The 14,390-nt window shown below is 59.9% G+C and carries 11 protein-coding genes and 1 pseudogene; 11 read left to right on the top strand and 1 reads right to left on the bottom strand.

The features are described from left to right. The first annotated feature begins 26 nt into the window (after positions 1 to 26). The 11 genes from arcA to BLU63_RS17790 all read left to right on the top strand — a co-directional run bounded on the left by arcA (position 27) and on the right by BLU63_RS17790 (position 13,201). Positions 27 to 1,283 (top strand): arginine deiminase, encoded by a 1,257-nt coding sequence (gene arcA, locus BLU63_RS17840; protein WP_083375889.1) that lies wholly within the window; start codon positions 27 to 29, stop codon positions 1,281 to 1,283. 69 nt (positions 1,284 to 1,352) lie between these two features. Then, complete coding sequence (locus BLU63_RS17835) at positions 1,353 to 2,363, top strand: ornithine carbamoyltransferase (RefSeq protein ID WP_010457417.1); 1,011 nt, start codon at positions 1,353 to 1,355, stop codon at positions 2,361 to 2,363. 179 nt (positions 2,364 to 2,542) lie between these two features. Next, entirely contained in the window at positions 2,543 to 3,472 is a 930-nt protein-coding gene (gene arcC / locus BLU63_RS17830; protein WP_010457419.1) for a carbamate kinase, read from the top strand. 12 nt (positions 3,473 to 3,484) lie between these two features. Then, positions 3,485 to 3,847 (top strand): DUF5064 family protein, encoded by a 363-nt coding sequence (locus BLU63_RS17825; RefSeq protein WP_083375888.1) that lies wholly within the window; start codon positions 3,485 to 3,487, stop codon positions 3,845 to 3,847. A gap of 243 nt (positions 3,848 to 4,090) precedes the next feature. Beyond that, the gene (locus tag BLU63_RS17820; protein WP_077748702.1) at positions 4,091 to 5,599 is read left to right on the top strand and encodes a sigma-54-dependent transcriptional regulator; all 1,509 of its coding nucleotides are present in this window, start codon (positions 4,091 to 4,093) and stop codon (positions 5,597 to 5,599) included. A 453-nt stretch (positions 5,600 to 6,052) separates the two neighbouring features. Further along, positions 6,053 to 6,436, top strand: a complete 384-nt coding sequence (gene gcvH, locus BLU63_RS17815) for a glycine cleavage system protein GcvH (protein WP_083375887.1) — start codon at positions 6,053 to 6,055, stop codon at positions 6,434 to 6,436. An 11-nt stretch (positions 6,437 to 6,447) separates the two neighbouring features. Continuing rightward, positions 6,448 to 9,300 carry an aminomethyl-transferring glycine dehydrogenase gene (gene gcvP, locus BLU63_RS17810; RefSeq protein ID WP_083375886.1) on the top strand — a complete coding sequence of 951 codons (2,853 nt, stop codon included), beginning with the start codon at positions 6,448 to 6,450 and terminating at the stop codon, positions 9,298 to 9,300. A gap of 160 nt (positions 9,301 to 9,460) precedes the next feature. Continuing rightward, positions 9,461 to 10,837 carry an L-serine ammonia-lyase gene (locus tag BLU63_RS17805; RefSeq protein ID WP_010457430.1) on the top strand — a complete coding sequence of 459 codons (1,377 nt, stop codon included), beginning with the start codon at positions 9,461 to 9,463 and terminating at the stop codon, positions 10,835 to 10,837. Positions 10,838 to 10,875: 38 nt separating this feature from the next. Continuing rightward, positions 10,876 to 12,000: a glycine cleavage system aminomethyltransferase GcvT gene (gene gcvT / locus BLU63_RS17800; RefSeq protein ID WP_083375885.1), complete on the top strand. Its 1,125-nt coding sequence runs from the start codon at positions 10,876 to 10,878 to the stop codon at positions 11,998 to 12,000. A 404-nt stretch (positions 12,001 to 12,404) separates the two neighbouring features. After that, positions 12,405 to 12,617: a cold-shock protein gene (locus tag BLU63_RS17795; RefSeq protein ID WP_003175786.1), complete on the top strand. Its 213-nt coding sequence runs from the start codon at positions 12,405 to 12,407 to the stop codon at positions 12,615 to 12,617. A gap of 95 nt (positions 12,618 to 12,712) precedes the next feature. Further along, entirely contained in the window at positions 12,713 to 13,201 is a 489-nt protein-coding gene (locus BLU63_RS17790; protein ID WP_010457440.1) for an RDD family protein, read from the top strand. A 31-nt stretch (positions 13,202 to 13,232) separates the two neighbouring features. Here the strand turns inward: BLU63_RS17790 and BLU63_RS17785 are convergent. Further along, positions 13,233 to 14,202, bottom strand: a pseudogene (locus tag BLU63_RS17785) (IS110 family transposase). Positions 14,203 to 14,390: the final 188 nt, after the last annotated feature.

Below are 14,390 nucleotides of genomic sequence, written 5' to 3'. Positions count from 1 at the left end.
CATTTGTCATCTGGAGGATCACTGTAATGACCACCGAAAAAGTTAAGTACGGCGTCCATTCCGAAGCCGGCAAACTGCGCAAAGTCATGGTTTGCTCCCCAGGCCTGGCCCACCAGCGGCTGACTCCGAACAACTGTGACGAACTGCTTTTCGATGATGTGCTGTGGGTGGCCCAGGCCAAGCGTGACCATTTCGACTTCGTCACCAAGATGCGCGAACGCAACGTCGAAGTGCTGGAAATGCACAACCTGCTGACGGACATCGTCGCCATCCCCGAAGCCCTCGACTGGATTCTGGAACGCAAGGTCACCGCCAACTCGGTCGGCCTCGGCCTGATCAACGAAGTGGGTTCGTGGCTGCGTAGCCTGGAACCGCGGCATATCGCCGAGTTCCTGATTGGCGGTGTCTCCGCCGATGACCTGCCGGACAGCTTCGGTGGCAAGACCATCCAGATGTTCCGCGACTTCCTCGGCCACTCCAGCTTCATTCTGCCGCCGCTGCCCAACACCCAGTTCACCCGCGACACCACCTGCTGGATCTACGGTGGCGTGACGCTGAACCCGATGTACTGGCCGGCGCGACGTCAGGAAACCCTGCTGACCACCGCCATTTACAAATTCCACCCACAGTTCACCAACGCCGATTTTGAAATCTGGTACGGCGACCCGGACCAGGATCACGGCAGCGCCACCCTGGAAGGCGGCGACGTGATGCCCATCGGCAACGGTGTGGTGTTGATCGGCATGGGCGAACGTTCGTCACGACAGGCCATCGGCCAACTGGCGGTGAACCTGTTCAAGCACAACGCCGTGGAGAAAGTCATCGTCGCCGGCCTGCCGAAGTCCCGCGCAGCGATGCACCTGGACACTGTGTTCAGCTTCTGCGACCGCGACCTGGTGACGATTTTCCCGGAAGTGGTAAACCAGATCGTCGCCTTCACCCTGCGCCCTGACGACAGCAAGCCGGGCGGCATCGACATCCGCCGCGAAGAAACCAACTTCCTCGACACCGTCGCCAAGGCCCTCAACCTCAAGGCGCTGCGCGTGGTGGAAACCGGCGGCAACAGCTTCGCCGCCGAACGCGAGCAATGGGACGACGGCAACAACGTGGTGGCCGTGGAGCCCGGCGTGGTGATCGGCTATGACCGCAACACCTACACCAACACCCTGCTGCGCAAGGCCGGTGTGGAAGTCATCACCATCAGCGCTGGCGAACTGGGGCGCGGCCGTGGCGGCGGCCACTGCATGACCTGCCCGATCATTCGCGACCCTATCGACTATTAATTTTTATGCCCTGCTTCGCGCTCATAAAGCGCGAAGCAGGCGGATAACCGAAACCCAAGGAGATCCAAAATGGCTTTCAATATGCGCAACCGCAGCCTGCTCTCGCTGATGCACCACACCACTCGCGAGCTCAACTACCTGCTGGACCTGTCCCGCGACCTCAAGCGCGCCAAATATACCGGCACCGAGCGTCCGCACCTGCAAGGCAAGAACATCGCGCTGATCTTCGAAAAAACCTCGACCCGCACCCGTTGCGCCTTCGAAGTCGCGGCCCATGACCAAGGCGCCCACGTCACCTACATCGACCCGGTGTCGTCGCAGATCGGCCACAAGGAAAGCATGAAAGACACCGCCCGCGTGCTGGGGCGGATGTTCGACGCCATCGAGTACCGGGGCTTCGAACAGGAAATCGTCGAAGAGCTGGCCAAGTTCGCCGGCGTACCGGTGTTCAACGGCCTGACCGCTGAATTCCACCCGACACAAATGATCGCCGACACCCTGACCATGCGTGAGCACAGCGACAAGCCGCTGCACGACATCAGCTACGCCTACCTTGGCGACGCCCGTTACAACATGGGCAACTCGCTGCTGATGATCGGCGCCAAACTCGGCATGGACGTGCGCATCGCCGCGCCCAAAGCCTTGTGGCCGCACGCTGATTTCATCGCCCAGTGCAAAGCCTTCGCTGAGGAAAGCGGCGCACGCATCACCATCACCGAAGACCCGAAAGAAGCGGTCAAGGGCGTGGACTTCATCCACACCGACATCTGGGTGTCGATGGGTGAGCCGGTAGAAGCGTGGGACGAGCGCATCGAGCAACTGCTGCCGTACCAGGTCAACGCCGCGATGATGAAAGCTTCCGGCAACCCGCGGGTGAAATTCATGCACTGCCTGCCGGCGTTCCACAACAGCGAAACCAAGGTCGGCAAGGACATCGCCGCACGCTATCCGCACCTGGCCAACGGCGTGGAGGTGACTGAAGAAGTCTTCGAATCGCCGGCCAACATCGCCTTCGAGCAAGCGGAAAACCGCATGCACACCATCAAGGCGATCCTGGTGTCGGCGTTGGCGGATATCTAACGGCCCACCCGGCTCTCCCGGCTGGAACAAAGCCCCTGTGGGAGCGAGCCTGCTCGCGATAGCGGAGTAACAGTCAACGTCTCTGTTGAGTGTTAAATAGTCATCGCGAGCACGCTCACTCCCACACTGATCGGGTTTCACCAGGGAGACCGAGTCACCTCATCTAGAAGGACTGCATTATGCGTATCGTCGTTGCTCTGGGCGGTAACGCCCTGCTCCGCCGTGGTGAACCCATGACCGCGGACAATCAACGCGCCAACATCCGGATCGCCACTGAACAGATCGCCAAGATTTATGCTGGCAACGAACTGGTGATCGCTCACGGCAATGGCCCGCAAGTCGGGTTGCTGTCGTTGCAGGCCGCCGCTTACACCTCGGTTTCGCCTTATCCGCTGGACGTACTCGGCGCCGAAACCGAAGGCATGATCGGCTACATCATCGAACAGGAACTGGGCAACCTGCTGGACTTCGAAGTGCCCTTCGCCACCTTGCTGACCCAGGTCGAAGTCGATGCCAACGACCCGGCGTTCCAGAACCCCACCAAACCCATCGGCCCGGTCTACGCCAAGGCCGAAGCGGAAAAACTTGCCGCCGAAAAAGGCTGGGCGATTGCCCCGGACGGCGACAAATACCGTCGCGTGGTGGCCAGCCCGAGACCGAAACGCATCTTCGAAATCCGCCCGATCAAATGGTTGCTGGAAAAAGGCAGCATCGTGATCTGCGCGGGCGGTGGCGGCATCCCGACGATGTACGGCGCCAGCGGCAAACTGCAAGGCGTGGAAGCAGTGATCGACAAAGATCTGTGCTCGGCGCTGCTGGCCGAACAGCTGGAAAGCGATCTGCTGGTGATCGCCACCGACGTCAACGCCGCCTGCATCGACTTCGGCAAACCGACCCAGAAAGCCATCGCCCGAGCCCACCCTGACGAAATGGAAAAACTCGGCTTCGCCGCCGGCTCCATGGGACCGAAGGTGCAGGCCGCCTGCGAGTTTGCCCGCCATACTGGAAAAACCGCGGTGATCGGTTCACTCTCGGACATCGAAGCGATCGTCCAGGGCACGGCCGGCACGCGCATCAGCACGGCGACACCTGGCATTACTTATTTATAAGGAGAAACGTCAATGGCAACGTTCGCCCCCGGTCACTTGCACATCGAGCGCCACGCGCTGACCTCGGATGATGTCAGCTACAACCTGCACTTCGACTATGAGGTCAGCAATAACGACAAAGGGGAAAAAGGCATCCAGTTCACCATGCATGGCAGCATTCAGGGAAAGGATATGAGCGAAACCTTCTTTCTACCCAAGGTTGAGGCCTACAACTTCGCCAACAACATAACGAATATCGCCGAGAAGTACGGTATTCCAAGGACACACAGCCAGATCGGCTCGGTTCACAAAAATTACGACCAGGTATTTGAAGACATTCGGAAGAAGCTGGATATGAAATCCGGCGACCCGGTAGACCTCGAGAACTTTGAGTAACCTGCGCCCCCTTGTGGGAGCGGGCCTGCTCGCGATGACGGACTTTCATTCGCTATGGATGCCGACTGAAAGACTGCGGCCCCACGACCTGTAGGAGCGAGGCTTGCCCGCGAAGCTTTTAGCGGTCTTGATGGCCTCTTCGCGGGCAAGCCTCGTTCCTGCAGGTTGAACACGTGCATTTCACCTGAGACCCGCCCCAAGGCATACTTGCCCCCCTCCGCTTGCCAGATTGAAAACCGCCCCATGCGTATCCACGTCAGCTTCATCGACCGCGTCGGCATTACCCAGGAAGTCCTGGCCCTGCTCGGTGGGCGCAATCTCAATCTGGATGCGGTGGAAATGGTCCCGCCCAACGTGTACATCGACGCTCCGACCCTGAGCCCGGAAGTGCTCGAAGAGCTGCGCGATGCGTTGCTCAGCGTGCGCGGCGTGCAAGCGATGACGGTGGTCGACATCCTTCCGGGGCAACGGCGGCACTTGCAGCTCGATGCGCTGCTCGCCGCCATGACCGACCCGGTGCTGGCCCTGGACAGTGACGGCAAAGTGCTGCTGGCCAACCCGGCGCTGATCGCGTTGTATGGTCGCGAACCGGCCGGTGAAAGCGTCGCCGATCTGTTTGCCGACCCGGCGCTGCTTGGCGTATTGCTCGAAAACGGCTTCCGCCTGCCGCTGCGCGAGATCACCGTCAACGGCCAGACCCTGCTGCTCGACGCCACCCCGATCACCGACGCCGGCGCCCTGCTGACCTTGTATCAACCGAACCGCATCGGCGAACGCCTCTCGGCGCTGCACCACGACCATGCCGAAGGTTTCGACGCGTTGCTCGGCGAGTCCCCGGCGATCCGTACCCTCAAGGCACGCGCCCAGCGCGTGGCAGCACTGGATGCGCCGTTGCTGATCCAGGGCGAAACCGGAACCGGCAAAGAACTGGTGGCGCGGGCCTGCCACGCCATCAGCGCCCGGCACGGTTCGCCGTTCCTGGCGCTGAACTGCGCCGCATTGCCGGAGAACCTCGCCGAAAGCGAACTGTTCGGCTACGCCCCTGGCGCCTTTACCGGTGCGCAACGGGGCGGCAAACCGGGGCTGATGGAACTGGCCAACCAGGGCACGGTGTTTCTCGATGAAATCGGTGAAATGTCGCCGTACCTGCAGGCGAAGTTGCTGAGGTTCCTCAATGACGGCAGCTTCCGGCGAGTCGGGGGTGATCGCGAGGTAAAGGTCAATGTGCGAATCCTCAGCGCAACTCACCGCAACCTGGAAAAAATGGTCAGCGAAGGTTCGTTCCGCGAAGACTTGTTCTATCGCCTCAACGTCCTGAATGTCGAAGTCCCGCCTCTGCGTGAACGCGGTCAGGACATCCTGCTGCTGGCGCGCTATTTCATGCAGCAGGCCTGCGCACAGATCCAGCGCCCGGTCTGTCGTCTGGCGCCGGGGACTTATCCTGCACTGCTGGGTAACCGCTGGCCGGGCAACGTGCGGCAATTGCAGAACGTGATCTTCCGTGCGGCGGCGATTTGCGAAAGCAGCCTGGTGGACATCGGCGACCTCGACATCGCCGGCACCTCGGTGGCGCGCCAGAGTGACAGCGATGTCGATAGCCTGGAGCAGGCGATGGAGGAGTTCGAAAAGACGCTGCTGGAAAAACTCTACGTCAGCTACCCCTCCACCCGGCAACTGGCCAGCCGCCTGCAAACTTCCCACACGGCGATCGCCCATCGACTGCGCAAGTACGGCATTCCCAATAAGCCGTGAGGCCGGATATACAATCTCCCAACCGGCACAAAACAACTGTAGGAGTGAGCCTGCTCGCGATAGCGGAGTGTCAGTTGCTGCATGTGTTGACTGACACACCGCTATCGCGAGCATGCTCACTCCTACAGAGGTTTGTGTCTGGCCTGAAGACCTGTTTAAAAACGACCTCCACCTGTACTGAAAGCGCTACAGCGGAACGATATCGCTACACCCTCCCCTGATCACCGCTGTGCAAGGCTTTGATCCACTTAGGCTTTTTTCTTCGCCTCTTGCTGTAGCGATTTCGCTACAGCCATCAATCTACCGCACATCGCAATATCAACTAAGCGATTGATTTATAACGATAAAAAAACATTGGCCGCGAAATTGCTTAGTAACCCGCCATAAAGCAGGGCTTTAGCCCAAGCATTCCATCGCGTCCACCAGACAAGTCTGGCCCCCTTAGGAGTTTCCATGAGCGAGTTGCGTTTTACTGAAGATCACGAATGGCTGCGCACCGAAGCTGACGGCAGCGTCACTGTCGGCATCACCGCCTTCGCACAGAACGCCTTGGGCGACGTGGTTTTCGTACAACTGCCTGAGCTGCAGTCCTACGACAAAGGCGCCGAAGCCGCCACCGTGGAATCGGTAAAAGCCGCCAGCGGCGTGTACATGCCACTTGACGGCGAAGTGCTGGAAGTGAACCCGGCACTCGACACCAGCCCTGAACTGGTCAACGAAGATCCGCTGGGCGAAGGCTGGTTCTTCCGCTTTCAGCCAACCGACGCTTCGGCTGTCGCCAAACTGCTGGATCAGGACGCTTACGACCGTCTGATCAAAGCCAACGCCGAAGCCTGAGGAGCGCTGACATGACTCAAGTCAACCTGACGACCGCCAACGAATTCATCGCCCGCCACATCGGCCCGCGTTCCGGCGACGAGCAAGCCATGCTCAACAGCCTCGGTTTTGACTCTCTGGAAGCCCTGAGCGCCAGCGTCATCCCGGAAAGCATCAAAGGCACCAGCGTCCTCGGTCTCGAAGACGGCCTGAGCGAAGCCGATGCCCTGGCCTTGATCAAGTCCATCGCCGGCAAAAACCAGCTGTTCAAGACCTTCATCGGCCAGGGTTACTACGGCACCCACACGCCGTCGCCGATCCTGCGCAACCTGCTGGAAAACCCGGCCTGGTACACCGCGTACACCCCGTACCAGCCAGAAATCTCCCAGGGTCGTCTCGAAGCGCTGCTGAACTTCCAGACCCTGATCAGCGACCTGACCGGCCTGCCGATTGCCAACGCATCCTTGCTCGACGAAGCCACCGCCGCCGCCGAAGCGATGACCTTTTGCAAACGCCTGAGCAAGAACAAGGGCAGCCACGCCTTCTTCGCGTCCGTGCATTGCCACCCGCAAACCCTCGACGTACTGCGCACCCGTGCCGAGCCGCTGGGTATCGACGTGGTCGTTGGTGACGAGCAGGCACTGACTGACGTGACGCCGTTCTTCGGCGCCTTGCTGCAATACCCGGCGAGCAACGGTGACGTCTTCGATTACCGCGAACTGACCGAACGCTTCCACGCCGCCAACGCGCTGGTCGCCGTCGCCGCCGACCTGTTGGCCCTGACCGTGCTGACCCCTCCGGGTGAGTTCGGCGCCGACGTGGCCATCGGCAGCGCGCAACGCTTCGGCGTGCCGCTGGGCTTCGGTGGCCCGCACGCGGCTTACTTCTCGACGAAAGATGCGTTCAAGCGCGACATGCCGGGCCGTCTGGTCGGTGTCTCCGTGGACCGTTTCGGCAAACCGGCCCTGCGCCTGGCGATGCAAACCCGCGAGCAGCACATCCGCCGCGAGAAGGCCACGTCGAACATCTGCACCGCGCAGGTTTTGTTGGCCAACATCGCCAGCATGTACGCCGTGTACCACGGCCCGAAAGGCCTGACGCAGATCGCCAACCGCATTCATCACCTGACCGCGATTCTGGCCAAGGGCTTGAGCGCACTGGGCCTGACGGTCGAGCAAGAAAGCTTCTTCGACACGTTGACCATTAAAACCGGCGCCAACACTGGCGCGTTGCACGACAAGGCTCGCGCCCAGCAGATCAACCTGCGCGTCGTGGATGCCGAGCGTCTGGGCCTGTCCCTCGACGAAACCACTTCGCAAGCCGACGTGGAAACCCTGTGGGCCCTGTTCGCCGACGCTAAGGCGCTGCCAGACTTCGCCGCCCTCGCCGGTTCCGTGGTCAGCACCCTCCCGGCCGCGCTGGTTCGCCAATCTCCGATCCTCAGCCACCCGGTGTTCAACCGTTATCACTCGGAAACCGAGCTGATGCGCTACCTGCGCAAGCTGGCCGACAAGGACCTGGCCCTGGATCGCACCATGATCCCGCTGGGTTCGTGCACCATGAAACTCAACGCCGCCAGCGAAATGATCCCGGTCACCTGGGCCGAGTTCGGTGCCCTGCACCCGTTCGCCCCGGCCGAGCAAAGCGCCGGTTACCAACAGCTGACCGACGAACTGGAAGCGATGCTCTGCGCCGCCACCGGTTACGACGCGATCTCCCTGCAACCGAACGCCGGTTCCCAAGGTGAATACGCCGGCCTGCTGGCAATTCGCGCCTATCACCAGAGCCGTGGCGAAGACCGTCGCGACATCTGCCTGATCCCGTCCTCTGCCCACGGCACCAACCCGGCCACCGCCAACATGGCCGGCATGCGCGTAGTCGTCACCGCGTGCGATGCCCGCGGCAACGTCGACATCGAAGACCTGCGCGCCAAGGCCATCGAGCACCGCGAACACCTCGCAGCATTGATGATCACTTACCCGTCGACCCACGGCGTGTTCGAAGAAGGCATCCGTGAAATCTGCGGCATCATTCATGACCACGGCGGCCAGGTGTACATCGACGGCGCCAACATGAACGCGATGGTCGGCCTCTGCGCCCCGGGCAAGTTCGGCGGCGACGTGTCCCACCTGAACCTGCACAAAACCTTCTGCATTCCCCACGGTGGTGGCGGCCCGGGCGTTGGCCCGATTGGCGTGAAATCGCACCTGACCCCGTTCCTGCCGGGTCACGGCACCATGGAGCGTAAAGAAGGCGCGGTCTGCGCGGCACCGTTCGGCAGCGCGAGCATTCTGCCAATCACCTGGATGTACATTCGGATGATGGGCGGCGCGGGCCTCAAGCGCGCTTCGCAGCTCGCGATCCTCAATGCCAACTACATTTCCCGTCGCCTCGAAGAGCACTACCCAGTGCTGTACACCGGCAGCAACGGTCTGGTGGCGCACGAATGCATCCTCGATTTGCGTCCGCTGAAAGACAGCAGCGGCATCAGCGTCGATGACGTCGCCAAGCGCCTGATCGACTTCGGTTTCCATGCCCCGACCATGTCCTTCCCGGTCGCCGGCACGCTGATGATCGAGCCGACCGAAAGCGAATCCAAGGAAGAACTGGACCGCTTCTGCGACGCCATGATCCGCATCCGCGAAGAAATTCGCGCGGTGGAAAACGGCACGCTGGACAAGGACGACAACCCGCTGAAAAACGCCCCGCACACCGCCGCGGAAATCGTTGGCGAGTGGGCGCATCCGTACAGCCGTGAGCAAGCGGTATACCCGGTTGCGTCGCTGATCGAAGGCAAGTACTGGCCACCGGTCGGTCGCGTCGACAACGTGTTTGGCGATCGCAACCTGGTTTGCGCTTGCCCGTCGATCGAAAGCTACGCTTGATCCATAGGGGGCGGTTCACCGCCCTCACAAGGACACACCGGTTCTGTAGGAGCGAGGCTTGCCCGCGAAGAGGCCATCACGGCCGCTAAAAGCTTCGCGGGCAAGCCTCGCTCCTACAGGTCGTGTGGTGCTCCTCATAACAAGAAACCGGAGCCCAACCATGTCGTTAAGCGTGTTCGACCTGTTCAAGATTGGCATCGGCCCTTCCAGCTCCCACACCGTCGGCCCGATGCGCGCTGCTGCGCGTTTTGCCGAAGGCTTGCGCCGTGAAGGGCTGCTGACTGCAACCGCCTGCGTCAAAGTCGAGCTCTACGGCTCGCTCGGCGCCACCGGTAAAGGCCACGGCAGCGACAAGGCCGTGTTGCTCGGCCTGGAAGGCGAACACCCGGACACCGTGAACACCGAAACCGTCGCCGCCCGTCTGCAAGATATTCGCGGCAATGGTCGCTTGAACCTGCTCGGCGAACACAGCATTGCTTTCAACGAGAAAGAACACCTGGCGATGATCCGCAAACCGTTGCCCTATCACCCCAACGGCATGATCTTTCGTGCGTTCGACGCGGCGGGCCTACAGGTCCGCAGCCGCGAGTACTACTCGGTCGGCGGCGGATTCGTGGTCGATGAAGACGCCGCTGGCGCCGACCGCATTGTCGAAGACGCCACGCCGCTGACCTTCCCGTTCAAAAGCGCCAAGGACCTGCTCAGTCATTGCGCCACGTACGGCTTGTCCATCAGCCAGTTGATGCTGACCAACGAAAGTGCCTGGCGCCCGGAAGCGGAAACCCGCGCCGGCCTCCTGAACATCTGGCAAGTCATGCAGGATTGCGTCGCCGCCGGTTGCCGCAATGAAGGAATTCTGCCCGGTGGCTTGAAGGTCAAACGTCGGGCCGCTGCGCTGCATCGGCAACTGTGCAAGAACCCGGAATCGGCGCTACGTGATCCGCTGTCGGTGCTGGACTGGGTCAACCTCTACGCTTTAGCGGTCAACGAAGAAAACGCCAACGGCGGGCGCGTCGTCACCGCGCCTACCAACGGAGCAGCGGGCATCGTACCGGCGGTGCTGCATTACTACATGCGCTTCATCCCCGGCGCCAACGAAGACGGCGTCGTGCGCTTTCTGCTGACTGCCGCCGCCATCGGCATTCTCTATAAAGAAAACGCCTCGATCTCTGGCGCCGAAGTCGGTTGTCAGGGTGAAGTCGGCGTCGCCTGTTCCATGGCAGCCGGCGCGCTGTGCGAAGTGCTTGGCGGCACGGTGCAGCAAGTGGAAAACGCGGCGGAAATCGGCATGGAACACAACTTGGGCCTGACCTGCGACCCGATTGGCGGGCTGGTGCAAGTGCCTTGCATCGAGCGCAACGCCATGGGTTCGGTGAAAGCCATCAATGCCGTGCGCATGGCCCTGCGCGGTGACGGTCAGCACTTCGTCTCCCTCGACAAGGTCATCCGCACCATGCGCCAGACCGGCGCCGACATGAAAAGCAAATACAAGGAAACCGCCCGTGGCGGTTTGGCGGTCAACATTATCGAGTGCTGATGCCCACGCGCATCCGCACACTTTTTCAGGAGCTGAATATGTCCACCGAACAATTGCTGAAAACCCCGCTGCATGCACTGCACATCGAACTCGGCGCGCGCATGGTGCCGTTCGCCGGCTACGACATGCCGGTGCAATACCCGTTGGGCGTGATGAAGGAACACCAGCACACCCGTGATCAGGCCGGGCTGTTCGATGTCTCGCACATGGGCCAGATCCGCCTGACCGGCGCCAATGCCGCCAAGGCCCTGGAAACCCTGGTGCCGGTGGACATCATCGACCTGCCGGTGGGCATGCAGCGCTACGCGATGTTCACCAATGAAACCGGCGGAATCCTCGACGACCTGATGGTCGCCAACCTGGGTAACGACGAACTGTTCCTGGTGGTCAACGCCGCCTGCAAGGATCAGGACCTTGCGCATCTGCAAAAGCACATTGGCGACCAGTGCACAATCGAACCGCTGTTCGAAGAACGCGCGCTGCTGGCCCTGCAAGGCCCGGCTGCCGTGACCGTGCTCGCTCGTCTGGCGCCTGAAGTCGCGAAGATGACTTTCATGCAGTTCACCCGAGTGAAACTGCTGGGTGTCGAATGCTTTGTCAGCCGTTCGGGCTACACCGGTGAAGACGGCTTCGAAATCTCCGTACCGGCCGCCAACGCTGAAGCCTTGGCGCGCGCGCTGCTGGCTGAGCCTGAAGTGGCGGCCATCGGCCTCGGCGCTCGCGACTCCCTGCGCCTGGAAGCCGGCCTGTGCCTCTACGGCCACGACATGAACACCGAGACCACTCCGATCGAGGCCAGCCTGCTGTGGGCCATCTCCAAGCCACGTCGCGCCGATGGCGCACGGGCCGGCGGCTTCCCTGGCGCAGAGACTGTGTTCGCGCAACAACAAGCCGGCGTCAACCGCAAGCGTGTGGGCCTGTTGCCTCAGGAACGTACACCGGTGCGTGAAGGCGCGGAAATCGTCAACGAAGCAGGCGACATCATCGGCGCTGTGTGCAGCGGTGGTTTCGGCCCGACTCTGGGCGGACCGTTAGCCATGGGCTACCTCGACAGCGCTTATATCGCTATCGATACACCCGTATGGGCGATTGTTCGTGGGAAAAAGGTGCCTTTGCTTGTAAGCAAAATGCCATTTGTTCCACAACGCTACTATCGCGGCTGATTGACTGTTTCTATAAGTAACGCGGTTGCGTTAACAGTGCACTAATGTGTAACGCAACCGCCATAAAACAGTGCATGTCTTTGGCTCTAAGCTTCGTTTATGAACGTTGCTTATAACGTTCGAAAACAATTGAACAACCCGATCGAATAAGCCCGCACTAGTGGACACGCTATTGCCATCAACCTGAGCAAAACCGGGGCTCTCACAGGGCTTGTTTTTTCTCACGTAGTTGGCGTAGAGTTTGTTCACTGTGTTTGCATGGGTCGCTTGGAATCGTGACCTGGGCAGTAGCCTACAAGTTAGCTACATCCCGTTCGACGTCTTCTTACTCTCCTGCAACCAGCCCCAGTACTCTTTCATGAGAAGGAGACTGTCATTAATTTTTGCGTCAAAGGAAATAAGAAATGTCCCAACGTCAGAGCGGTACCGTCAAGTGGTTTAACGACGAGAAAGGTTTTGGTTTTATCACTCCAGAAAGCGGTCCGGATCTGTTCGTGCATTTCCGCGCTATTCAGGGCAACGGCTTCAAAAGCCTGAAAGAAGGCCAGAAAGTGACTTTCGTTGCTGTGCAAGGCCAGAAAGGCATGCAGGCTGACGAAGTACAAGCAGAAGCCTAATCTTCTGTAACGAAAAAGCCCCTGATGCTGACATCAGGGGCTTTTTTGTGCGCGTAAACCCGTAAAATGGCTTTTTTTTCCGTCCAGAGGCTGCCATGTCGAAACACCTGCTCAACCCCCAGGGCGACTTTCCCGCCGCCACCCTGGGCCGTCGCCTGGCAGCGATGTTCTATGACTTCCTCTTGTGCACCGCCCTGCTGATCGTCACCAGCGGCATTTACAAGATGATCCAGATGGCGATCATCGGCGAAGACAAAATGCGCACATTGACCGAATCCGGCGCGCTGGACGGTGATCCGCTGCTATCGACGGTGTTGCTGTTTGTGTTGTTTGGTTTTTTTGCCAAGTTCTGGACCTGGTCCGGTCAGACGCTGGGTATGCAGGTGTGGTGCATTCGCGTGCAGAACGCGGATGGTTCGTCCATCAGCCTGTGGCAGGCGCTGCTGCGGTTTGTCGTGTCGATCGCGTCGCTGTTGTGCGTTGGCCTTGGGTTCTTCTGGTCGCTGTTCGATAAACAGAAACGCAGCTGGCATGACATGTACTCGAACACGCAGCTCGTGCGCATTCCGAAGAAGACCAAGTAGCTGCGGGAAGCAAAAACCATTGTGGGAGATTCTATGTTTGGGGGGAACACCCAAACATAGAATTTGGCTTGTATTCGGTTTGGTTTTTCATCAGGGCAAACATCACTCTGGCCAGCTTGCGTGCCAGGATAACCAAGGCCTGAGTGCCTTTTAGACCTCTGGCCAGATAGCGTTCGTAGTACGGCTTCCAGGTCGGCGAACGGCTGGCAGCCATAGCGCTATTGTGAAACAAGCGCCGGAACTCCGAGTCCCCTCGTTTAGAGAGTCGGCGCTTTTGATCCTTTTGTCCTGACTGCCTCACACGCGGATCCATGCCGAGGAAGGCGACGTACTCGTCGCTGTTGGCAAATTCCCCACGCATAAAAGCAGTGGCCGCTGCGGTGGCCGTCAGGAGCCCTACGCCCTCGATGGCCTGGCAACGCTTCACCTGATCATCAATCCCACCTTCCTCAGCAATTTCCTTGAGCGTTTTCTGAATCATCTTTTCAAACTGGGCAATGGCGGCCAGAAGCTGGTTGAAGTGCTCTTTCAGCAAGGATTCGTTTTTCCAGCTCTGCTTGAGTGCAACACAGGCCCGGACCAACTGAGCCCGACGGCGAAGCAGGCTTTTCATTTGTGTGTAAGCCTTCGGTGGCGGATTCCAGATCCTCAATCTGTCGGATTCGCGGCTCAAGTAACGGGCCAGCAGTTCGGCATCCAACGTATCTGTTTTCGCCTTCATGCCTATTCCATCGCGGTATTTGTTGAGGCGACTGCCATCGATGACGTAAACGTCATGGCCCATTTCATGGGCCATTTCCGTTGTATCAAGGTGATAGATATTGGTCGCTTCTAGCGCGATAGCGCTGTGCGCTGTGCGCTGGCAGCGTCTTGAGCCATTGCTTCAAGGTTGATCGCTTGTTCGCGATATTTAGGGTCTTTTCCAGGTCGGATCGATAGATAACGATCTCGTCCTTCGCCACATCCACACCGACGACCACCTGCGAATCCAGGATTGTCATGGCACACCCTCCGAGCTAGGGTTTAGATACTTGACGGGGTTCACCGTTGCGCTGGCTTGTTTCTATCGTCGGTCCGAGCCGATGCATTCCTTATCGGCGCATTAGGTGAAGGGGTGGGACGAAGTCTCCCACGGTCTGTACTGGTTAGAGTCAGATGACGAGCTTTAGTCCCACCCACCCCTTCAAGT

The sequence above is a fragment of the Pseudomonas mandelii genome (assembly GCF_900106065.1).
Lineage (GTDB): Bacteria > Pseudomonadota > Gammaproteobacteria > Pseudomonadales > Pseudomonadaceae > Aquipseudomonas > Aquipseudomonas mandelii.
Note: the sequence above shows the minus strand (reverse complement) of the source record. Positions and strands in the feature narration are given on the sequence as shown.